This window comes from Terriglobales bacterium (genome assembly GCA_035651655.1).
Taxonomy (GTDB): domain Bacteria; phylum Acidobacteriota; class Terriglobia; order Terriglobales; family Acidobacteriaceae; genus DASRFG01.
The window spans coordinates 1-19,969 of the sequence record DASRFG010000019.1; the positions used below are offsets into that span (position 1 = coordinate 1).

24 protein-coding genes and 1 pseudogene are annotated in these 19,969 nt (G+C 57.5%); 7 read left to right on the top strand and 18 right to left on the bottom strand.

The window, feature by feature from the left end; all coding sequences use genetic code 11:
* The 3 genes from VFA76_07465 to VFA76_07475 form a co-directional block, all read left to right on the top strand.
* A partial coding sequence (locus VFA76_07465) for an ABC transporter substrate-binding protein (protein ID HZR31676.1) occupies nt 1-193 on the top strand: 193 nt, incomplete at its 5' end.
* A gap of 89 nt (nt 194-282) precedes the next feature.
* On the top strand, nt 283-582 hold the full coding sequence (locus VFA76_07470) for a hypothetical protein (GenBank protein ID HZR31677.1): 300 nt from the start codon (nt 283-285) through the stop codon (nt 580-582).
* Nucleotides 579-1,703 (top strand): SAM-dependent methyltransferase, encoded by a 1,125-nt coding sequence (locus tag VFA76_07475; protein ID HZR31678.1) that lies wholly within the window; start codon nt 579-581, stop codon nt 1,701-1,703. Before VFA76_07470 ends, VFA76_07475 begins: the two co-directional genes overlap by 4 nt.
* 20 nt (nt 1,704-1,723) lie before the next feature.
* Here VFA76_07475 and holA read toward each other — a convergent pair whose 3' ends face one another.
* The 17 genes and pseudogenes from holA to VFA76_07560 all read right to left on the bottom strand — a co-directional run bounded on the left by holA (nt 1,724) and on the right by VFA76_07560 (nt 14,954).
* A complete protein-coding gene (gene holA, locus VFA76_07480; GenBank protein HZR31679.1) occupies nt 1,724-2,848 on the bottom strand; it encodes a DNA polymerase III subunit delta in 1,125 nt (374 codons plus the stop codon).
* A complete protein-coding gene (gene lptE, locus VFA76_07485; GenBank protein HZR31680.1) occupies nt 2,848-3,366 on the bottom strand; it encodes an LPS assembly lipoprotein LptE in 519 nt (172 codons plus the stop codon). Before lptE ends, holA begins: the two co-directional genes overlap by 1 nt.
* Nucleotides 3,363-4,445: an Asd/ArgC dimerization domain-containing protein gene (locus tag VFA76_07490; protein ID HZR31681.1), complete on the bottom strand. Its 1,083-nt coding sequence runs from the start codon at nt 4,443-4,445 to the stop codon at nt 3,363-3,365. The genes lptE and VFA76_07490 overlap by 4 nt, the downstream gene beginning before the upstream one ends.
* Nucleotides 4,442-5,323: a phosphatidylcholine/phosphatidylserine synthase gene (locus VFA76_07495; GenBank protein ID HZR31682.1), complete on the bottom strand. Its 882-nt coding sequence runs from the start codon at nt 5,321-5,323 to the stop codon at nt 4,442-4,444. The genes VFA76_07490 and VFA76_07495 overlap by 4 nt, the downstream gene beginning before the upstream one ends.
* Nucleotides 5,320-6,006 (bottom strand): phosphatidylserine decarboxylase, encoded by a 687-nt coding sequence (locus tag VFA76_07500; GenBank protein HZR31683.1) that lies wholly within the window; start codon nt 6,004-6,006, stop codon nt 5,320-5,322. Before VFA76_07500 ends, VFA76_07495 begins: the two co-directional genes overlap by 4 nt.
* A 127-nt stretch (nt 6,007-6,133) precedes the next feature.
* A complete protein-coding gene (locus VFA76_07505) occupies nt 6,134-6,334 on the bottom strand; it encodes a DUF465 domain-containing protein (GenBank protein HZR31684.1) in 201 nt (66 codons plus the stop codon).
* 468 nt (nt 6,335-6,802) lie between these two features.
* Entirely contained in the window at nt 6,803-7,441 is a 639-nt protein-coding gene (locus VFA76_07510) for a hypothetical protein (protein ID HZR31685.1), read from the bottom strand.
* A 481-nt stretch (nt 7,442-7,922) separates the two neighbouring features.
* Complete coding sequence (rimI, locus tag VFA76_07515) at nt 7,923-8,426, bottom strand: ribosomal protein S18-alanine N-acetyltransferase (protein ID HZR31686.1); 504 nt, start codon at nt 8,424-8,426, stop codon at nt 7,923-7,925.
* Complete coding sequence (gene tsaB / locus VFA76_07520; GenBank protein HZR31687.1) at nt 8,395-9,075, bottom strand: tRNA (adenosine(37)-N6)-threonylcarbamoyltransferase complex dimerization subunit type 1 TsaB; 681 nt, start codon at nt 9,073-9,075, stop codon at nt 8,395-8,397. Before tsaB ends, rimI begins: the two co-directional genes overlap by 32 nt.
* The gene (mce, locus tag VFA76_07525; protein HZR31688.1) at nt 9,075-9,482 is read right to left on the bottom strand and encodes a methylmalonyl-CoA epimerase; all 408 of its coding nucleotides are present in this window, start codon (nt 9,480-9,482) and stop codon (nt 9,075-9,077) included. Before mce ends, tsaB begins: the two co-directional genes overlap by 1 nt.
* Nucleotides 9,482-10,402: a methylmalonyl Co-A mutase-associated GTPase MeaB gene (gene meaB, locus VFA76_07530; protein ID HZR31689.1), complete on the bottom strand. Its 921-nt coding sequence runs from the start codon at nt 10,400-10,402 to the stop codon at nt 9,482-9,484. Before meaB ends, mce begins: the two co-directional genes overlap by 1 nt.
* 70 nt (nt 10,403-10,472) lie before the next feature.
* Complete coding sequence (locus VFA76_07535; protein HZR31690.1) at nt 10,473-10,928, bottom strand: DUF4870 domain-containing protein; 456 nt, start codon at nt 10,926-10,928, stop codon at nt 10,473-10,475.
* Nucleotides 10,929-10,944: 16 nt separating this feature from the next.
* Nucleotides 10,945-12,087 carry an acyl-CoA dehydrogenase gene (locus tag VFA76_07540; GenBank protein HZR31691.1) on the bottom strand — a complete coding sequence of 381 codons (1,143 nt, stop codon included), beginning with the start codon at nt 12,085-12,087 and terminating at the stop codon, nt 10,945-10,947.
* A gap of 160 nt (nt 12,088-12,247) precedes the next feature.
* A pseudogene (locus VFA76_07545) lies at nt 12,248-12,418 on the bottom strand (Rdx family protein).
* A gap of 50 nt (nt 12,419-12,468) precedes the next feature.
* Nucleotides 12,469-12,750, bottom strand: coding sequence for an Mpo1-like protein (locus tag VFA76_07550; GenBank protein ID HZR31692.1), 282 nt, complete (start codon nt 12,748-12,750; stop codon nt 12,469-12,471).
* An 18-nt stretch (nt 12,751-12,768) separates the two neighbouring features.
* The gene (locus VFA76_07555; protein HZR31693.1) at nt 12,769-13,797 is read right to left on the bottom strand and encodes a GntG family PLP-dependent aldolase; all 1,029 of its coding nucleotides are present in this window, start codon (nt 13,795-13,797) and stop codon (nt 12,769-12,771) included.
* Between the two features lie 149 nt (nt 13,798-13,946).
* Entirely contained in the window at nt 13,947-14,954 is a 1,008-nt protein-coding gene (locus VFA76_07560) for a M20/M25/M40 family metallo-hydrolase (GenBank protein HZR31694.1), read from the bottom strand.
* Between the two features lie 132 nt (nt 14,955-15,086).
* On the opposite strand from VFA76_07560, the gene VFA76_07565 reads away from it, so the two are divergent.
* Together VFA76_07565 and VFA76_07570 are read left to right on the top strand one after the other, a co-directional pair.
* Nucleotides 15,087-15,752 (top strand): alpha/beta fold hydrolase, encoded by a 666-nt coding sequence (locus VFA76_07565; GenBank protein ID HZR31695.1) that lies wholly within the window; start codon nt 15,087-15,089, stop codon nt 15,750-15,752.
* 3 nt (nt 15,753-15,755) lie between these two features.
* The gene (locus VFA76_07570) at nt 15,756-17,111 is read left to right on the top strand and encodes a DUF4147 domain-containing protein (protein ID HZR31696.1); all 1,356 of its coding nucleotides are present in this window, start codon (nt 15,756-15,758) and stop codon (nt 17,109-17,111) included.
* A gap of 72 nt (nt 17,112-17,183) precedes the next feature.
* Here the strand turns inward: VFA76_07570 and VFA76_07575 are convergent, their stop codons facing one another.
* Nucleotides 17,184-18,065 carry an MBL fold metallo-hydrolase gene (locus tag VFA76_07575; GenBank protein HZR31697.1) on the bottom strand — a complete coding sequence of 294 codons (882 nt, stop codon included), beginning with the start codon at nt 18,063-18,065 and terminating at the stop codon, nt 17,184-17,186.
* Between the two features lie 233 nt (nt 18,066-18,298).
* Between VFA76_07575 and VFA76_07580 the strand changes: the two genes are divergently transcribed.
* Together VFA76_07580 and VFA76_07585 are read left to right on the top strand one after the other, a co-directional pair.
* Nucleotides 18,299-19,177, top strand: a complete 879-nt coding sequence (locus VFA76_07580) for an NAD(P)-dependent oxidoreductase (GenBank protein HZR31698.1) — start codon at nt 18,299-18,301, stop codon at nt 19,175-19,177.
* Between the two features lie 85 nt (nt 19,178-19,262).
* Entirely contained in the window at nt 19,263-19,910 is a 648-nt protein-coding gene (locus VFA76_07585; protein ID HZR31699.1) for a hypothetical protein, read from the top strand.
* Nucleotides 19,911-19,969 lie beyond the last annotated feature (59 nt).

Consider the following 19,969-nt stretch of genomic DNA (forward strand, 5'->3'; position numbering starts at 1 on the left):
GAGTGTGGGTTCGCTCACATTGTGGAGCGCCTTTGTTGACGACGCCTCTAAGGGCGACATTCACCTGAAGATCAGTGGCGCCATTCTGCTCACCGCCACGCTTATTCTGGGATTCGTGGGCGTCGCCAGCGGCATGCTGCCCGCGGTGAAAGCCGCCAGCCTCGACCCCATTGAAGCGCTTCGCTACGAGTAGAACGCGCATTCCTGGTTTTCTAGAAGCGGAAAATAGCGGTTGATGGCGGTCGGAGCCCCTGGAGATTGTGCGCCATTTACAATAGGTCAATGGGCGCCCCCAACCCCCGCCTTGAGCGTGTGTTAGAGCAACTTCGGCTTTACGAGCACCCTCTGCTGGATTTTGACGCGCGCCCGAAAGGCGAAGCGGTTGAGGTGATCATTCAATTTAAGGACCGCGCCACCCCGGTGCACACCTACTATTTCGAGCTGCACCCACGCGATCTCGACCACCCACAGTTTGAATGGACCTTCCAGCGCCAGCTCTATGACTGCCTCCACGATTATCTGGTCGAGATGTTTACTCGCACCCCGCAGAACCGCGCCGAACGGCAGCGCGAAGGCCTGTGACCCTGCGCCAGCGCATCGAACAGGAAATCCGCGCCCGTGGCCCCATTCCGTTCTCGCGCTATATGGAGATGTGCCTGTATGAGCCCGAACTGGGTTATTACGCCCGCCATGCCGAACAGTTCGGTAAATCCGGCGATTTCTATACCTCCAGCGATGTACACGCTGTCTTCGGCCGCCTGCTGGCCCGTCAGTTTGAGGAAATGTGGCGCGTCCTCGGTTCGCCAGAGAGAATTGATCTGCTGGAGCTGGGCCCCGGTCGTGGTTTGTTTGCCCGTGACGTGATGGACTGGTCGGAGCAGAAATTTCCTGACTTTTTTGCAGCCCTTCGCTATGTGCTGGTTGAGAGCTCACCGGCGCTAGGCAATCGCCTGGCGCGCACTCTGGAAACCCATGTCGCGGCCGGCAAAGCTGTCATCAAGACCACACTGGACGATTTCCCATCTCCACTGCCCAATCCAGTTATCGTTTTTGCGAATGAGCTGTTTGACGCGTTGCCGGTGGAAGTTGTCTCCAGCGAAGGTGAGATGAGGATCAACTGCCAGAACGGACAGCTACGCGAGTCTTTCGTGCCGGCGTCACCCGGAGTGCAGGAATATCTGGACCGCTATGGCATCCATCCCGAGCCCGGCGAGCGTGTCGAGACTGGCCTGGTTGCGCAAAATCTTATGGCCCAGATCGCCAGTAAGATTTATAGCGGATTTGTCATGGTCGTTGATTACGGCTACACCCGCGAAGAACAGCTCGCCGGCCGGCATCGCGGCACCATTACGGCAATCCGTAATCACACCGTCAGCCCCACCCCGTACGACGCGCCGGGAGAGCAGGACATTACTGCCCACGTGAACTTTACCGCCATTGCTGCCGCGGGCGAGCAGTCAGGCCTCAATCGCCAGGGTTTGGTTACACAAGCGCAATTTCTGATGGGGATTGGCGAAGAGAACCAGTTTGCCGATGCTTTCTCAGAGACTCGCCAGCCTCAGGAGCGCGCCAAGGTGGCCCTGCAACTGAAGCATCTTATTACGCCCGCGGGAATGGGCGAGTCATTCCATGTGTTGCTGATGTCGAAGGGAGTTGATCTCTCGAAAGTCAAACAGCTCAGCGGACTTAAATTCGCCCGCTAGCGACGAAGAGCACTGCCTCTTCACACCGGTAATTGCTCTTGCTGCCATCCCGCTGTTGGCACTTGTGTCTCCGATGCCAGGTCCAACACCAGTTTTTCCAGTAGAAGGCGTTTGCTCACCGGATTCGATCTGAGCGCAAGATCGGCGCGCGCGATCAGCCGCAGAGCACGCGTCAGCTCACGGCGCGATTTGTATCGCCGCGCCTGCTTGATTATGTCCTCCGCGGCAAACGGAGGCACGCGGAAGCCCTGCCACAATGCCTGCCACAGCGCCCGCGAGTCGCGCACGTTCCGCTCGGAAATAACCAGCATCTGGCGAAACGTCTTCGCGAGCATATAAAGATGTCCGATTGCAGCTTCCTCGCCATCACCGCTGCTCAACATTGCATCCAGCACTTGCAGTGCGCGCACCCGGTCCCTGGCAGAAATGGCATCCGTCAGTTCGTAGAGGGAGCGTTGCTTGGCTGCCAGTACCATCGTTTCCACATCCCCTAGGGTGACGCGTTTCTTCTCCCCCACGAACAGCAGCAATTTCTCCAGTTCGCTGGCAATCATCATCATGTCGCCGCCCAGCGCGTCCACGAGCTCCCGGGCTGCGTCGGCATCGAGCTTCGCATTCTGCCGCTCCGCCTCTCCATTCAGCCACCGGACGGCCTGGTTCTCCTCTACCCTGGCCAGCTCCACAATGCCGCAATATTCACCCAGAGTTTCGCGGATGCGCTCGTAGCGCTCGCGGTCGGTCAGCTCCATTCGCCGCGCATCGGCAGGGATACTGATGTGATCAGCAACAAAAATCAGCAGAGCATCGGGATTCGGATTCTTGGCATATGCTTCAATGGCCTCGAACTTTTCCTTTTGCGATCCGCGAGCATAAAGCGTCTTCACTCCGCGAATGAAGAACACCTGGAAAGGCGCCATCAGGGAAGGGGTGCGGGCGCGATCCAGAATCTCGGAAACCTCAGTTTCCGCCAGGTCAAACTCGTAGACGCTGAGGTCACGCATGTCCGGCGGTATTAGCGATTGCAGAATGGCGTCGCGGCAGCGCTTGCGGAAGAAAACCTCATCTCCCACCAGGACGTACGCCGGTCGCAGCTTGCGGCCTGCGATTTCAGAGGCAAAACGCTCTGCCGCGGCGAAGGCGCCCATCAGTACGCCTCCAGAATGCTGGTCACAAGAGCGCGAGCCAATTGCTCTGAGATGCGTCCCAGCGCAGGCGATCTCTCGTCAAAAAAGCTCGCCACATCGTTCGACATTTCATACTCATCGTGATAATTGAAATTGGGATTCTGATACAGCACCTTGCCGTGACGGTCGGTGAGAGAGACCTGCAGAACAATGACGACATTGGCGGTCGCTACTCTGCCTGTACGAGTGCCCACCGTGAGCGGGCCGGACGAAGTTCCCAACACGGTTCCGTGCAGTACGGCATCCGTGGAATCGTCTGGTTGCGTGACCACGCGGTAATGAGTTCGTCCGATGAATTCGTGAACAACTGACGCCGTGACCACCTGCTCGATGCGTGCAGTCTGGGTCTGGTTGGTGAAAACCGGAATGGCGATGCTGTGGATTTCAGACGGGAGTTGAACATTATGACCCGCGGTGTGATAGCCGCAAGCCGCCAGTAAGCAGAGGGCGAATAGCGATAGGCCGGCAAGCCGGCTCATTGGATCTTTCCTCGCGGGCGCGATGCCGCCATCGCTTCGGCGCACTCGACCGCCGTGCTGGCAGCGATTCGCAGGTTGTCAACCGCTGCCCAAATCCAGAATCCGTTCTCCTGGGTGGCGTCACGCCGCACCGCCACCAGAATGTCACTCTGTCCGGCAGCATTCACGTTGCTCGGGGATTCGTCCGCGCCCCGCGTAACAGTGACATGCTCGCCCGCCAACGCCTGCGCCAGATCACCCACTGACACCGTGTCCTGCATTTCCACATAGATGGAGAATGCGTATCCATGGAAAACCGGCGCCTGTACTACTAAGAGCGAGGGCACCGTCGCTTGGCCGGCAGTGGTCCTGCGATAGTGATCCAGAACCCGTCTTTCCACCGACTCCAGCACCGGAACGGACTTCTCTCCGTATCGGGTGAGCAGGTTGAAAGCGACCTGCGCGTCAAAGACCTCCTTCGGCAGTTCATGGAACGAGAGCAGGTTTACCGTCTGCTCATGCAGCTCGTCCATGCCTCGGCGTCCATACTCGGAGGCCGGCTGGTAGAGGGTGGTCGCCATACGCGCTACCTTGCCGCTTTTTTGCGCTCGCAGCGCCACGAGCGCCATCACGACCGCGGCTGGATGAGCTACCACTACGGGCGCGGGCTGGAGCTCGGGCGAAGGCGCCTGTCCTAGTTGCCGCTCTACCCAGGTGGAGCGCAAGCTGGCCGACGGTTCGTTCTCCAGGGCGAATGAAAGATCTACAATCGCCGCTCCCGATTTTTGCGCCATATGCCAATGGGTTTTGGTGAACTTCTCTTCGGAAGCGAAAAAAGCAAAGTCCACGTCCTGGAAGTGCTCCGGCCGTACCGCTTGCACAAAACTGACCTCGTCGCCTACCGCTTCCAGTTGGCCCAAAGACTCGTCATCGTCGAGTAACTTCAGGTCACGACGCGGAAACTTTCTATCATTGAGTACGTCAACCAGCTCTTTTCCTTTGAGCGTGGCCGCGCCCACGATTGCCACACGATAATTGCCGGCGCCACGTTCGGACTCTGAACGCAAAGCTGGTGCTGCGGGTTTGAACTCTGGGCTCACCTGAGCTCCGGGGCCTCCGTGTAAGCGGGTGGGGATGGCGGACTACCGCGCCGGTGCACTACGTAAAGCAAACGCCAAAATACCCCTGACAGCATATACGTCATGGCGATCAGAAACAGCACGGGCCGGGAAAAGATCCAAATCGCCGCAATCAGCAGTCCCAGAAGCACGATCAGCCGGGCGGGATGACGCCGGCGCATATCCAATTCTTTGAAACTATAGAACCGCCATGTACTGACCATCAGGAACGCACAGCTCAAGACCAGTGCCATCCAGATCAGCGAGAGCCACCACACGGCAATGGGATCTCCAGCAGCAAAATGGACCACGGCGGCAATCACGCCTGCGCCCGCCGGAATCGGCAACCCCACGAAGTATTTTTTCCCTGGCCGGCCTGGGTTTGAAGGTTGGGGGTTTGCCTGGATATTGAAGCGCGCCAGCCTACCGGCACCCGCCATTAAGAAGACAAAACTGATAATTCCGCCAATCTGGATCAGTTTCGAATGCAGCTCTGAGTTCGCCATCACCGGCAGCAATCGAAAACCCCACACCCAGGCGAGCAGGGCTGGAGCCACGCCGAATGTGACCACGTCTGCCAGCGAGTCCAGCTCACGGCCGAAGTCGCTATTGGTCTTGGTCAGACGTGCGAAAAAACCGTCCAGCGCGTCGAAAACGACGGCGATACCAATGGCGCGCGCTGCGTTGTCGAAATGCCAGGGCTCGGTGACGCTGCCCTGCAGCACTTGCGAAATCGCGTAGTAGCCGGCCGCGATGTTCAGGGACGTAAACATCGAGGGCAGCAGATACATGCCTTTGCGCTGCCTCTTTTCACGTAATGGGTCATCTTCTCTGCGGCGCAGCGGAAAAGGGGTCCTCATCGCGAACCTCCGTCAGTTTCACGAATTGCACTGGTCACAGAAACCGCTTCACCTTGCTCTTCTGCCACTTTAAACGGGAGGAGTGCCAGCACGCTTGACCCACCCCGCACCCGGTCACCGACTTTCACCTGCAGGGCAGCGGCGGCATCCATGATAACGTCCACCCTGGAGCCGAACTTGATTAGGCCTACGCGCTCTCCGCGTTGTACCCGGTCGCCAATTTTCTTCGTGAACACAATACGCCGCGCCAGAACTCCCGCAATCTGCTTGAAAATTACGGTGTGTCCCTCGCCCCGCACAGTCACAATGTTCTGCTCATTGCTTTGTGCGCTGCTTGAAGCCATAGCATTGTGGAATTTCCCCGTCTGGTAGCGGACATCCTGTATTACCCCGCCGATCGGCGAGCGGTTCACGTGCACATCGAAGACGCTCAGGAAAATACTGATTCGCGTGCGCGGCAAACCGTTCACATCTACCGTGCCCACATCTGTGACTTTGCCATCCGCCGGTGAAACCAACGCACCCGGCGTGTCCGGAATGGCCCGCTCCGGGTCGCGGAAGAACCATAGGAAAAAGCCGGCCAAAAGCAGCAGCGGCACACCCCAGCCTGGCCGCGTGAGCCAGCCAATCACTAGGGCCGCCCCCAGCAGACCTAGCGCGTAATAGTACCCGTCCTTAACCATGGGTTAACAGTGATTATATTGGCAAAGAGGGGCTTTCGACCTCTGTAGTTGTGGCCGATGTCGTTGGATTCTTTGTTCCCGAAGCAGGGACAGCCCTGCGCCCCCGCGAGGGTGGGTAGGTGGCAGACTAAGCGACTTGATGGGCAGTGCGGAACTGCCGCTCAATCTGTTCCATCTGGTCTTTGAGCCGCAGTTTTAGCTTCTTCAGCCGGACCTCTTCCAGCTTTTCATCTTCGGTTAGGTATCTTTTTTGGGTGAGTGAATCGAGGCGTTGCGAGTACTGCAGATGTTCTTGGGCCAACCGGCGAAACTCATCATGGTTGGCCATTAGCGCGTCTCTAGGAGATAACATCCAATCCTACCTCCTGTAATATCTCTGCAACAAACTAGCACAGGCCATGCCCGGCTTCAATGCCTTTCCAGCACCGAATAGCAATTTCAGGCTGAAATCGCCCGCTTGCGGTCGTCCACCAGATTGCTTCAGTCCTGGTGCAGTTTAAGTGCTTTGCTGTGAATAGCCGGGGCAAGTCACTAAAACTTGTACTTATATGCAACCGCGTTCTCTTCTGGGCCGCGGTAGTAGCGCTCACGAAGTTCGACTTTTCCTGCCCGCTTTACCGATACCGCCCTATCTTCGCGAATACGACTACACCAAAGTGAAATTAAGGGTGCTGCTACAACACCCCGCCCGCCCCGGCCACGCTGCTTTGAGAACCTGCAATGCCCTGCAAGCAGCCGTTTGCGGCGCAAGCCGACACGCCAAAAGCGACGTAGGCTTAACCACGACGAGATGATCTCACGGACCAGGGCTGTTGTTAGCGCTGGTGCAGTTCCCACCGTCCTCGAAGATGTTGTCAATGGGCGAATTGCCGCCGTTCTGGTATGCCATGTTTCCCAACACTACTGAAGGGCAAACTACAAGGATTCCGCTCGACCCATTGGAATACACAAGATTGTCGATGATTCGGTGTGCCGCGCCGTGTTGAGAATCTCCGTTGCCAACATCTATCCCAACAACGTTGGCGAAAGCCCGAATGTGCTCGACCCGGTGACCTGCTCCAAAAGGTAAAAATATTCCCGCGTTGAAGTTGGTCACTGCACCAGAGAGCACCTCAATGCCTTGATAGCCTTGAGATAAAACGTCAGAGTCAATTCCATCGCAAAGGCGAGCACAACTTGCTCCGGCAATTATTGTGTAGCCAGCAAGGTCAAGGGTCACAAAACTGCTTCTGACTAAGATGCACGCACTTCTACCGAACTGAGTCGGGATCGCGTTTCCGATGGACGCCACAATGTTCGTGGTTAATACGTAAGACCCTCGCGCGGTAATCTTTGTCCAGTTGGTGATTGGGGTCGCAGCTTGAGCAAGGCCTGCGATTAACACCATAAAGAGTCCAATCGAGAGAGCGGTACGAGGAGCGATTACGCTTTTCACAAGAGAGCCTCCCTGCCCAGAGTGGGCTTTGGGCGCGGATTCTAACGTGACTACCAAGTAGATGTCTAGCTTATTAGAGGCTGGAAACCCACGATTGACCGGCCTTTCGAGGGAGACTAATGGGCCGTTACCAACGCAGATGTTTTCTTCCGCTTGCATGATTGGAGCTTTACGGTTCAGCAGCACCTTAACGGGTTGTAGAGAGAACCTGCAATGCCAAGCCTGTAAGCAGCCGTCTTCGGCGCGAGCAAGCCTACGGTCGAGCTTTTCTGACCACCCATGATGGAATAGAACGCGTTTCAAAAATGGAAGCGCTCATTACTTGGGGGCTGACGACGCTGGTTGGTTCGTTTCTGGGTTCTTTTCTCTCGGGATACCTTCGGAAGAAAGGGAGAACCTGGCTACGCACGAAGATTTAAACAACGTCTTGTGGAACACATGGGAAACATCAATCACTTACGTGAACCAATCGTCTCGCGAACTACTTGGATCGTAAGGAACGGGGTATCAGGCTATATTTATATGCAACCGCGTTCTCTTCTGGGCCGCGATAGTAGCCCTGGCGAAGCCCCACCTGTCTGAAGCCGCATTTCTCATAAAGAGCGCGAGCCGGCCGGTTGGACTCGCGTACCTCCAGGAAAATGGCTTCGGCGTGTTCGGCCCGAGCGCGCTCGAGCAGCTCAGTTATAAGGCGAGTGGCCCGTCCCCGGCGCGCGGCGGCAGAGCTCACGACAATGTTCTCCAACTCCCACTCCGGGCCGATCTGGCGGGCAACCAGGAACCCTTCTATAGCGTCGGATTCAGCCACCAAGGCCAGCCTGCCGGGAGCGGAGAAGATTTGCTGATACTGCGGTTCTGACCAGTGGGCAGCCGTTTCGGCGGCGCGTTCGAGCGCGAGCATGGCGGCGATGTCGGACCGGCTGGCGATGCGGATGGAAACCATAGGCTCGGGATCAGGGTCCTGGCTTGGAGAAGATTTCTGCATCTGATCGCCGAATATAGTTCGCGTCCAAATCCTCTGGAGAAACTTTTTCTCCGGCCAGCATCTTCCCCAGCCCTACGCGCGCGACAGCATCACTGCGCGGACGCTCGATTTCTTCAGCCAGCAATCCCGCTTCGCGAGCCCACTCCAGGATTCCCTTGTCCGGGGTGACTGCCCGCGCACCAGGATGAGATCGCACGTGAGCGACAAATTCCTTCCGGTTTAGCAACTGTTCGCCGATTGTCTTTGCCCGGCCTCCGGCAACTTCATATTCTCCGACGTAAGCTTCGCCCCGGCCGGCATCGAGTGCCGCGAAAATTTGGCCGTCTCCCTTTGCGGCCAGCGCAATCACCTCGAGCAGAGAGACTGCCGCGATGGGTCTTTGCAGGACCTCGGCCAATGCTTTAATTGCCGCCAGCCCCACACGAAGTCCAGTGAACGAGCCCGGCCCCGAAGCCACCACGAACCCATCAATTTGGTCTTTGGAGAAATTGTGCTGGGCGAGAAGGTCGGCAATTTGTGGGACCAATTGTGCGGAAAATGTGCCGCCCTCGAGCGGGACCATCTCTATGAGCTGGAAGCTGCGCTGATCACCTCGCGCTAACGCCACGCTGCCATGCTTACCCGAAGTATCGGTGGCGAGCAGCAGCATTAAACGCCCTGCGGAGGATCTTCGCACAGCTCCAGCAGCACCCCGCCGGTGCTCGAGGGATGGACAAAGACGTACAGGTGTCCGCCGGCTCCCACTTTTATATCCTCGGAAATTAAGCGCGTGCCATCTTGCTTCAGCTTTTCGACCGTCGCCGCCAGATCGGGCACACGCAGCGCGATATGGTGTAGCCCCTCGCCCCGCCTGGCGATAAACCGTCCTATGGGTGAATCCTCGGATGTCGCTTCCAGCAGTTCGATGCGGCTCTCTCCCACCGGCACCATGGCGAGATGAACCTTTTCGTCCTCGACTGTCTCTTCACCGATCACGGTCATACCCAGTTTTTCGTAAAATTTCTTAGCCTGAGCAAGCGACCGCACCGCGACGCCGAGATGATCAATGCTGAACATTATTTTTTTCCCAGCTTACCAACAATTTCTTCTACTAGAGAATACGGGTCGCGCTGGTGGTCGGCAACCTGAGTGGCGTAACGCTCGAGTTGGTCCTGGCCCAGTTGCTCGCGCACGCGAGAGAGCAACCTCTCACGCAGCATTTCCACCAGACGCTCGCGCCAGTTTCTGACTTTCTTCTCCAGCGCGCGGTTCTCTTTCTGCAGGAAAGTTTCGTAGCTTGCAATCGCCGTCGCCAGCTCCTCCGTTCCTTGACCTTCACTGGCGACCGTCTTGACAATCGGCGGCGTCCACCTGTCTTTGCGTATGGCCAGAGACTGCAAGGCTCTGATCTCGCGCTCCACCCGTTCCGCGCCTTCCCGGTCGCTCTTATTAATTACGAAGATGTCGGCGATCTCCATAATGCCGGCCTTGATGGTCTGCACATCGTCGCCCATGCCCGGAACGAGGATCACCACCGTTATATCTGCCAGCCGGACGATATCCACTTCATCCTGACCAACGCCGACGGTTTCGATCAGCACCAGATCACGTCCCGAGGCGTCGAGCACGGTGGCGACGTCGGCGGTTGTGCCCGCAAGTCCGCCCAACGAACCCCGAGTCGCCATACTACGGATATAGATTCCCCGGTCGGAATAGTGGGCCTGCATCCGGATGCGGTCTCCGAGAATGGCGCCGCCAGTGAACGGGCTTGTAGGATCCACCGCGATGATTCCCACCGTGCGCTGCTGCTGGCGATAGTGCCGCGCGAGATGGTCCACCAGCGTGCTTTTGCCTGCTCCCGGCGCTCCGGTCACGCCGATCACTCGGGCCTTGCCGCTGAAGGGAAATAAGGCCTTCAGAATCTCCACCGATTCGGGCTCCCGGTTCTCCACCGATGTAATGGCCCGCGCCAGGGCCCGCATATCACCCGAGCGCACGCCTTGGACGAGAGTTTGGATTTCAGGATTCAGATTCTTTTACCGGACAGATTCAAGAAGCGAAATCCTGCTAGGTTTGCAGTAGAGGACCATTGGTGTCCAGTTTTAACAGTTTTCGCGCCAATCGCCCCAAGAGTGGATACTCCGCCCATTCTCCTCGGCCGGCTTTGATCCCGTACACGATCGCTACTACCAAAACCAACACCCACATGCCCATCCATCCTAACCAGAATAGCGGCATAATGAGCAAGAATGTTGGTGGCGGTCCTGTAGACGTCTGTGGATGGCGGATGATTGCCCCGAAAATCACCAAGACCCACAGAACCATACCGACTACTGCTATGCAAACGTGCGCAATTTGGAGGAGCAATGCCTGCAAGGCATGAAAAGAAACGAAGCGCGATTCCCGCTTCAGCAAAAAAATGATCAACGGCGCTATCCACCAGCCTACGAGTTGTAAGACATGGGCCAAGGTCGCCATCGTGCGTTCGTCCTGCGTGGGGACGGAAGTCTCACAAGGCTGCATGCGATCCCTCTATGCTCTAATCTTTCAAAATCTGTCGCGCGATCACCAGCCTCTGAATCTCGCTCGTTCCTTCGCCAATGGTGCACAGCTTCACGTCGCGGTAAAACTTTTCCGCTGGATAATCCTTAATGAATCCATAGCCACCGTGAATCTGTACCCCTTCATTTGCGACTCTAACAGCGACTTCGCTGGTGTAGAGCTTCGCCATGGACGACTCCAGAGTAGTCTTCATGCCGGCGTCTTTCATCGAGGCGGCTCGATAGGTGAGCATTCGGGCCGCATCAATTTCCGTCGCCATGTCCGCCAGTTTCCACTGGATTGCCTGAAAGTCGCTGATCGGGCGTCCAAATTGTTTGCGCTGCTTGGAATATTTGAGCGCCGCTTCGTACGCACCCTGCGCCATACCCAGCCCGAGGGCGGCAATCGAAATGCGCCCGCCGTCCAGGACTTGCATAGCATCAATGAAGCCGTCCCCTTCTTTGCCGAGTAAGTTTCCCGCTGGAATGCAGCAGTCTTCAAATATCAGTTCGGCGGTATCGCTGGCCCGCAGCCCGAGCTTGTTCTCTTTTTTGCCGGGACGAAATCCTTTTGTACCTTTCTCCACGATAAACGCCGAGAGCCCGTGGGTGTGGGCAGCCTTGTCGGTAACTGCGATCACCACCACCACGTCCGCATAGTGTCCGTTGGTGCAGAAGGTCTTAGTGCCATTCAGCACCCAGCAGTCTTTTTTGCGCAGGGCTGACATTCGTGCGCTTCCCGCGTCCGATCCGGATCCCGGCTCCGTCAATCCCCAGGCCCCGATGGATTCTCCCGTGGCCAGCCTGGGAATGTATTTTTTCTTCTGCTCCTGGCTGCCCGCCAGGAAGATATGATTGCTGCAGAGCGAGGTGTGCGCAGCCACGATGATTCCCACCGAGCCGTCCACACGCGACAGTTCCTCGATAGCGGTCACGTACTCCACATAGCCCATGCCGGCGCCGCCGTATTCCGGTGGAAAAATCGTGCCCAGCAGCCCCAGCTTCCCAAGTTCCTTGACGGTGGCCAGCGGGAACTCGCCAGCTTCGTCCCACTTCATTACGTTGGGCAGAATTTCGCGCTCGGCAAACTCGCGCACGCTCTTGCGCAGCTGCTGCTGCTCATCGTTGAGCTGAAAATCCAAAAACTCCTCCCGGACGCGTGAGGCTTGCAACCCGTTGCTGCCGGCAACGGGAGCCCAGGTTCCGCAAAACGCTTCATTAGAACACAGCGGCGGGGGCTGGGAAAAATGTGAGCAAAACTAATGTTGGCAAAACTAATGTTGGCAAAACCAGGAGGGCAAATTAAACCGCTTGAGCGGATTGCATGATCTCCGTGGCGGTGGGCATTCGTCCCGCTTGCTGCTTGGAGAACACGGTTTTTCCCTCCACGATTACGTCGAGTGATCCTAATCCGCCCATGCGGATTTTCACCTTCACTCCGGGGTTCTTTTCGAGCTCACGTTTCAGGCTCCCGGCCCGCTGTCGCGTGTCGGTTCACCAGAAACAACGCTTGATTTCAATGTTCATGCAGGCTTCTCTGTTCCTTGCCGTCGCAATATCTTCTTCACCATCCACACCGGTGCCACAAAGACATGCGCAGGATTGCTCAGAAAGGCCGGCTTGTTGCCTTCAATAAGGTGGCCTAGCCAGGCCAGTGCAAACGCTGTCGGAATGAGCAGCACCGCAATGATGGGATGGAACCAGACCACAATTAATGAGGAAAACCCCAGCGGGATCGCCAGCATGTGCAGCGCCCGATTGACGGGATGATTATGTGCCCCGTCGTAATGCGAATAGAGACCCATAGCAGCCTCCAATCAGCTTCATCGTCTGCAAATCTCGGCCAGTGCTTCGATTGCCCGCGTGCAGCCCTCGCGATCCACATCCTTGTGCGTGACCATACGGATATTCTCCGCATCAATGCCGCTGGCCAGAATATTGCGCTCGCCCAGCTTTTTGCAGATCTCAAACGAGCTCAGGCCAGTTCCGGCTGTATTGAAAACAAGAATGTTGGTCACTACCTTGCTCGCGTCCAGCTGGATTCCAGGGATTTCGGCAAGTCCTTGCGCCAGCCGTCGGGCATTTTCGTGGTCCTCCGCAAGTCGCGCCGGCATCTTCTCCAGCGCAATCAGACCTGCGGCCGCCAGCACTCCTGCCTGCCGCATGCCACCGCCCAGCGATTTACGATACACCCGCGCCTGGTCAATGAAGGTACGGCTCCCCACCAGCATGGAGCCTACCGGCGCTCCCAGGCCCTTTGACAGGCAGAACATCACCGAGTCGCACTTGTTGGTGATCGCCGCCACCGGCCGGCCAAGCGCGGTTGCCGCATTAAAAATGCGTGCTCCATCCAGGTGCACCGGCAAGCCAGCCTCATGCGCGCCGTCGCAAATTTCGTCCAACACATTTTGCGGGTATACCGTTCCGCCCGCCATGTTGTGAGTGTTCTCCAGTTCAACCAGACCGGTCTGCGCGCGATAGTAAATCTTAGGTGCAATGCGTTTTTTGATCTCCGGCCAGGTTAGGATTCCGTCTTTCGCGGCAATTGTCCGCGGCACGCACCCGGAGAAATGCGACATCATGCCCATTTCATAGTTCAGAACGTGGCCGCGTTCGTCACAAATCACTTCCTGCCCGGGACGGGTATGCACTTTTACCGCGATGGTGTTACCCATGGTGCCGGTGGGTACGAAGATCGCCGCCTCGCGGCCGAAGATTTCCGCTGCGCGTTGCTCCAGGCGATTGACCGTCGGGTCTTCGCCATAAACATCATCGCCGACCTCGGCTTCGGCCATCGCCCGCCGCATTTCGGGTGTGGGCTTGGTGACGGTGTCACTTCTCAGGTCAACCATTACCGAACGCTTAGGTTCGTCGGACATCAACACCGTGCTGCGCGACTCGGATTTCAGCACCATAGAGATGAATGCGCCTGAGAGGAGCTTGAAACTCCAGAGTTTAATGAAATCACGTCGAATTTGCGACTGCTTTCGCCCATGCAGGATCAGCCGGCTTTTGTCGCTGAGGCACGTTCGGCGATTGCGCAATACAGATCCACGGCTGCCGCTAGCTGGTCCTTTTCTATGTACTCCCTTTCAGTATGGGCGACATGAATGGACCCGGGTCCGACCAGCATCGGTTCGCCCCAATTGGTGAGCGCCGGAATGTCTGTAGTGAAGGCCGCAACCATGGTCGGCACACCGTCAAGGGCGCGCAGTCGCATGTAGGGGATCTCGAGCACGAAGTTGACCTCTGCCAGGTCGCCAACTGCTGCAACAATGTTCCGCCGTAGCTCCTCCGCCGGTCCGACCAGCCGATACAACAAATGGGCGCGGGCGTAATCGGGAATCACATTGGGCGCGCGCCCGCCTTCGAGCACGCCGATGTTGACGGTCGTCGGCCCAATCTCTTCATTCACGGGACGGGGCACATTCCGCAACCGGTTCAGGGCTTCGAGCAATTTCTCAATTGCGGATTCGCCTAGTTCTGGATAGGCCGAATGCGCCATTCGGCCTTTTGCAGTGACCTCCACCCGCAGGGTCCCTTTCGACGCCAGCGCCATCTTGTTCTCAGTGGGTTCACCGTTAATCAGAAATTTACATCCCTGCGGCTGCTGATTTGCTACTTGTGCCCCTTGACTATCTTTTTCTTCGCCCACCAGGAACATCAGCCCGACATATAGTCCCTGCTTGCGGAGCCGCTCCGCCGCCGCAATCTGTGCCGCAATGATTCCCTTGGCGTCGCACGATCCGCGACCATAGATTCGGCCCACATCCTCGGACGATGGAATAAATGGCGGCACCGTGTCCATGTGAGTAGAAAGAAAGAGCGCCGGTCTGGGCTGCTGTGGCGGGTTTGCAAGCACGTTGAAGCGGTCGCCCTCCACCGGCATTTTCTTCACCTGGTACCCCAGCCGGGAGAGTTCCCGGTACAGGAATTCTCCCACCGGGCCTTCATTGCCGGTGATTGACTCAATGTCTACAAGCTGACGAGTGAGAGAGATGATGTCCATCAGTGCAAGCAGGATAACGTATATTCAATTAGTGAATGATTGAATCCCTGAGTCATTTAGACATTGGCTGGTGACTCGGTTAAGCACGGATGCGATGATTCAGTTCCTCGATCCGTCAATGTTTCAATCTTTATGGCCGATTCGCAGATCAAATCTTTTTCCCTGGAAGGGCCTGCGGGCAAGCTGGAAGCCCTATTGAATAGTGGCCGGGAAGACGCCACACACGTGGCGTTGGTTTGTCATCCTCACCCGCTTTTCGGTGGCACCCTTCACAATAAAGTTGTCTTTCACGCCATGAAGGCGCTGAACGGCTTTGGATTTCCTGTGCTGCGCTTCAATTTCCGCGGCACCGGCCTGAGCCAGGGAGAACACGATCATGGACGCGGAGAGGCGGAAGATGTCCGCGTCGCGCTGGAATGGTTGAAACGAGAGTTCAATCTGCCCATTATTTTTGCCGGGTTCTCATTCGGCGCGGCGGTTGGCCTGCGCGCCGCTTGCTCTGATCCCAATGTGGTCGCGCTGATCTCGCTCGGTACCCCGGTGGCGCCAATTGACGACCGCAACTATGACTACTCCTTTCTTAAAGAGTGCCCGCTGCCGAAGCTCTTCGTAAGCGGAGCGCGGGACCAGTATGGGCCGCAGCCTGCACTCAAGCGGCTGGTGGAATCGGTGGCGCCACCGAAGGAACTGGTGCTGATCGAGGCTGGGGACCATTTCTTCGAAGGCCGCCTGGCTGAACTCCGCCGCACCATCGAGAACTGGGTACGTGACGCTGTGCTGCAGCAGGTCGCACATTGAGTTATGCCGCCTTCAAACCATGCCGCGGGTAACCAGGCGAAAGAAACGCAGCCGATGCGCTCCACCGCCCGCGAGATCTTCCTGAGGGCACTCCGCGAAACCAGCATCAGCAAAGCATTCACACGGCATGTGCAGCTCGATAGAGCTGTCCTGCGCGTGGGGGAGGACCTCTACGATCTGAAGCGGCACAAGCGCGTCGCCGTAATTTCAATCGGCAAGGCCGCGTATACGATGCTCGACGCATTACACCAGGAGTTGGGAGACCGCATCACCGGGGTCGCCGTGGGCGCCTCTGATCCGGTTTCGCCACTGAAGGGATTTCGGTACTTTCGCGGCGGCCACCCTCTGCCCAACGCCAATTCGGTTCGCGGGGCACAAGCCATATTGGAGTTCCTGCGCAAACGAAGGGTGTCGAAGCAACAGACCCCGCCTCTGGTTATTTTTCTTATCAGCGGCGGCGGATCGGCAATTGCCGAAAAGCCGATCAGCAACAGCATCACCCTCGATGATCTGGTTGCAACTTATCGGGCTCTGGTTCTGTCCGGCGCAACCATCGCCGAAATCAACGCGATTCGCAAGCACCTCTCGACAATTAAAGGGGGCCGCATGGCGGTCGCTGCCGCGGGCGCGCACCAAGTTTCCATTTTGGTTTCCGACGTTCCCGAAAACTCGCCTGATTCTCTGGCCTCCGGTCCAACCATGCCGGACTCCTCGCGAGTGCAGGATTGTTATGCCATTGCCGTGAAGTACTCTCTTGCCGAGCAGTTTCCGGAATCAGTACGGCGTCTATTCCTGGAGCGACGCCTTGAGGAAACTCCCAAGCCCGGTGATACCGCCTTCGCGCATTCCCGCTGGTGGACGATCCTCTCCAACAAACATGCAGTTCAGTCGGCAGCCGCTGAAGCTGCCCGCTCCGGCTTCGCAGTCGAGATTGATAACCGTCCCGATGACTGGGATTACGAGAAGGCGGCCGATTATCTTCTCGATCGCCTGCGGGCTCTGCGTCAGGGCGTGGAGCGGGTATGCCTGATCTCAGGTGGCGAAGTTACGGTGCGAGTGGCGGATGGCGGCATTGGCGGTCGCAACCAGCAATTCGTACTCTATTGCGCAGAAAAAATTGCGGGGCAAAACATTACCGCTCTCAGCGCAGGCACCGACGGCATAGATGGCAACAGCCCGGCTGCGGGAGCGGTCGCTGACGGCAGCACTCTGGAACGGGCCAGCAAGCTTGGTCACAATCCGGCCGAGGCACGCAAAAGCTTCAATGCCTTTCCACTCTTTGAAGCTCTGGGCGACGCGATTATCACCGGTCCCACGGGAAACAATGTCCGCGATTTGCGAATCCTGTTGGCGTACTGATTCGCTTGACCGCGTTTCAAGTTTCACCTGATTACTGCAGGAACTCGAAGCTCGAAACTCGAAACTGAGAAACTAAAAGAACTTGGTGACCCCTTCTTCCATTACCACGACCTGGTCTTCAACCCCGGCCGCTCGCGCCTCTTTTTCCAGCAACTGAAGTGGTTCATCCACCGGTTCGTGCGACAAGCGAAAAGTTCCGTAGTGCATGGGCACCATCCAGCGGGCTTTCAGGTCGAGAAAAGCCCTCATCGCGTCCTCGGGGCTAGTGTGCACGTTGCGGAACGCGGGAGGGTTGTACGCGCCAATGGGCAACAGCGCGAGCTCCGGATGCAGTCGCCGGCCGATCTCGCGGAAGCCGGAGAAATACGCCGTGTCACCGGCATGGTAAACGGAGTGGCGGCTGCCGCGAAGCACATACCCGCCGTAGCCGCGGTGGCGGTCTTTGATCACCCGCGCGCCCCAATGCCGCGAGGGCACACTGGTGATCGTGAGTCCTCCAGCACGATGATTGTTCCACCAATCCAGCTCAATGATCTCTTCAAACCCGAGGTCGGAAACCAGGTCCACCACATGCGGAGGCACGATGATCGCGGGTGGCCTGCCACCCCGTTCCAATGTTGCGCGTGCAATGGCGCGTAGCGAGGGCCGGTGCAGGTGATCAAAATGCGCGTGTGTGACCAGCACCAGGTCAATGGCGGGCAAGTCGCGAATGCGCAGCCCCGGCCGACGCAGCCGTTTCAACACGAACAACCAGGGGGCAAAATTAGGATCAATCAGAACACTCCGCCCGCCGATCTGCACGAAGAAACTGGCGTGCCCGATGAACGTAACCCCCAACTCGCCATTCGCGGCGAGCACTGGCTTGTGCGTCTGGCCCGTCCTGGGAGTCACTACAGAGTGGCGCACCAGGCGTGTAAACTGGCCCGCCCGTCGCCTTAGCGTCAGATTCAGCATGGATTGGTTAGCCGACTACTCCAATTAGACGCATTGGGCAGTGTTGATGATGCACTCGGGAGAACGCCCGCAAGCTCTGGCGCCATACGCTTCAACGTCGCCTTAGCTTCGTCTGCAATTCCGCCTGCAACTCCGCCCATTCTAGCCGAGACTACTCGGGAAATTTTCAGCCTCTGCTTGACCGTTCCGCGCGGCGTAATTTCTAATCGGCGTAGCTTCGGAAAGAGGGGTAAATGAGGGTTGCATTTTTAGGTCTGGGAATCATGGGCCGTCCTATGGCGGCCAATCTCGTAAAGGCAGGTAACGAGGTCACAGTTTGGAATCGTACGCCGGGACGGCAAGTGGAAGGCGGGCAGTCGGCCGCTACGCCTGCTGAGGCTGTGCAGAATGCCGAAGTGGTGTGGATGTGCGTTTCCGATACGAAGGCAGTCGAGGCAGTATTGTTCGGCGCGCAGGGTGTGGAGAGTTCCATTACCCCGGGAGCTATCGTGGTGGATTCCAGCACCATCTCCCCTTCCGCCACGGTGCGCTTTGCCGAGCGCCTGCGGGCACGGGGCTGTGATTACGTGGATGCCCCGATTACCGGCTCCAAAATCGGTGCCGAGAACGCCCAACTCATCTTTATGGTGGGCGGCTCAGAGAACACGATCGCTACTTTGGATCCACTCTTTCGAGCCATGGGCAAGACGGTCGTCCGCATGGGCGACGTGGGAAAGGGAGAATCGGCCAAGCTGGCCCTGAACCTGATGATCGCCCTTATCTATGAAGGTTTTGCCGAAGGCCTGACCTTGGCCACCAAGCTAGGAGTCGAACCGGAAACCCTGGTCAAACTGATTCAGTCCACCATGGTGCGCTCGGGAGTGGTGGACTATAAGGCGCCCTTTGTTCTGCGGCACGATTTCTCTCCTAATTTCCCTCTCCGGCTTATGCATAAGGACATTCACCTCATGCTCGATGCCGCCAAGGAAGCGCGGGTCAAACTACCTGGGTTGGAAACTGTGGACGAAATCTACGAAGTAGCTACTGAAGAAGGCCAGGCCGACTTGGACTATGCCTCGACCCTTGCCCTGCTCGAAAAGTGGGCAGGAATCGAGGTAAAAACCTCAGCCTGAGTACAGTTGAATCACCGCCGAGGCACTTTTCTCCTGACATCTGCGTTGCCTGAAACCGGCATCTGTGTAAAGGATGCCGTTGTGGATGGCGATCCTCGATCTGGTCCTCGCAGTTGCCGTGGTGTCGGCCTGGTATTTCTGGTTCATTCACGTCAACCGCAATCGCGCGGTTCGCATCGTGCAATGGATTTGCGACGCCTGTGCCGGCCATGGGCGAGTGGCGCGAGTTTGCTGGGTGAGCGCTTCCCGTTTCCTGGTGCACATTCACTTCAGCTCGCAGCGCTTTCATGAGGCCCGGGTCTGTGTTCGGCTTTTGCCCCGTGAGATGCCACTGAATTGGCTGATCAGCCGCTGTCGTCGTGAGCAGGAGACGCTTACATTCGAAGCCGACCTCGATTGTCCCCCGGCCTTCAACCTGGAAGTGAATAACTATCGTTGGCAGCGCAAGCTGCCCCGCCGGACTACCCCTGATCCCAATCGCCTCATGCTGGTACGCAGCGGCCCCATTGTGTTGACAACGCGGGGAGATTGGCAGCGGGACCTTACGAACATGATGGATGGCTTCCTGGCTTCACGAGATTGTGATTTTCAAACCGTCAGCTTTCAGCGCCACTCTCCGCATTTCTCAGCCAGTGTGCCCCTGCATTCGCTCGACGTGCACGACCGCTGCTCATCCCGGCTCTTTGAAGCCCTTGAAGAGTTGGCGACTGACGCCTCCACGGCCACGTTCTAATTCGCTGGCGCTCGGCAATCACCATATTCTGGCTGAAAAATAAAAGGGCCGCCCGTAAG

Bases quoted from the DNA above. Each gene is read 5' to 3' on its own strand.
- VFA76_07470 (HZR31677.1), top strand. From the start codon at position 283: ATGGGCGCCCCCAACCCCCGCCTTGAGCGTGTGTTAGAGCAACTTCGG.
- holA (HZR31679.1), bottom strand. From the start codon at position 2,848: ATGGGCGCCTTCGCCGCGGCAGAGCGTTTTGCCTCTGAAATCGCAGGC.
- lptE (HZR31680.1), bottom strand. From the start codon at position 3,366: ATGAGCCGGCTTGCCGGCCTATCGCTATTCGCCCTCTGCTTACTGGCG.
- VFA76_07495 (HZR31682.1), bottom strand. From the start codon at position 5,323: ATGAGGACCCCTTTTCCGCTGCGCCGCAGAGAAGATGACCCATTACGT.
- VFA76_07500 (HZR31683.1), bottom strand. From the start codon at position 6,006: ATGGTTAAGGACGGGTACTATTACGCGCTAGGTCTGCTGGGGGCGGCC.
- VFA76_07505 (HZR31684.1), bottom strand. From the start codon at position 6,334: ATGGCCAACCATGATGAGTTTCGCCGGTTGGCCCAAGAACATCTGCAG.
- rimI (HZR31686.1), bottom strand. From the start codon at position 8,426: ATGCAGAAATCTTCTCCAAGCCAGGACCCTGATCCCGAGCCTATGGTT.
- tsaB (HZR31687.1), bottom strand. From the start codon at position 9,075: ATGCTGCTGCTCGCCACCGATACTTCGGGTAAGCATGGCAGCGTGGCG.
- mce (HZR31688.1), bottom strand. From the start codon at position 9,482: ATGTTCAGCATTGATCATCTCGGCGTCGCGGTGCGGTCGCTTGCTCAG.
- VFA76_07535 (HZR31690.1), bottom strand. From the start codon at position 10,928: ATGCAGCCTTGTGAGACTTCCGTCCCCACGCAGGACGAACGCACGATG.
- VFA76_07550 (HZR31692.1), bottom strand. From the start codon at position 12,750: ATGGGTCTCTATTCGCATTACGACGGGGCACATAATCATCCCGTCAAT.
- VFA76_07555 (HZR31693.1), bottom strand. From the start codon at position 13,797: ATGGTTGACCTGAGAAGTGACACCGTCACCAAGCCCACACCCGAAATG.
- VFA76_07560 (HZR31694.1), bottom strand. From the start codon at position 14,954: ATGGACATCATCTCTCTCACTCGTCAGCTTGTAGACATTGAGTCAATC.
- VFA76_07565 (HZR31695.1), top strand. From the start codon at position 15,087: ATGGCCGATTCGCAGATCAAATCTTTTTCCCTGGAAGGGCCTGCGGGC.
- VFA76_07570 (HZR31696.1), top strand. From the start codon at position 15,756: ATGCCGCCTTCAAACCATGCCGCGGGTAACCAGGCGAAAGAAACGCAG.
- VFA76_07575 (HZR31697.1), bottom strand. From the start codon at position 18,065: ATGCTGAATCTGACGCTAAGGCGACGGGCGGGCCAGTTTACACGCCTG.
- VFA76_07580 (HZR31698.1), top strand. From the start codon at position 18,299: ATGAGGGTTGCATTTTTAGGTCTGGGAATCATGGGCCGTCCTATGGCG.
- VFA76_07585 (HZR31699.1), top strand. From the start codon at position 19,263: ATGGCGATCCTCGATCTGGTCCTCGCAGTTGCCGTGGTGTCGGCCTGG.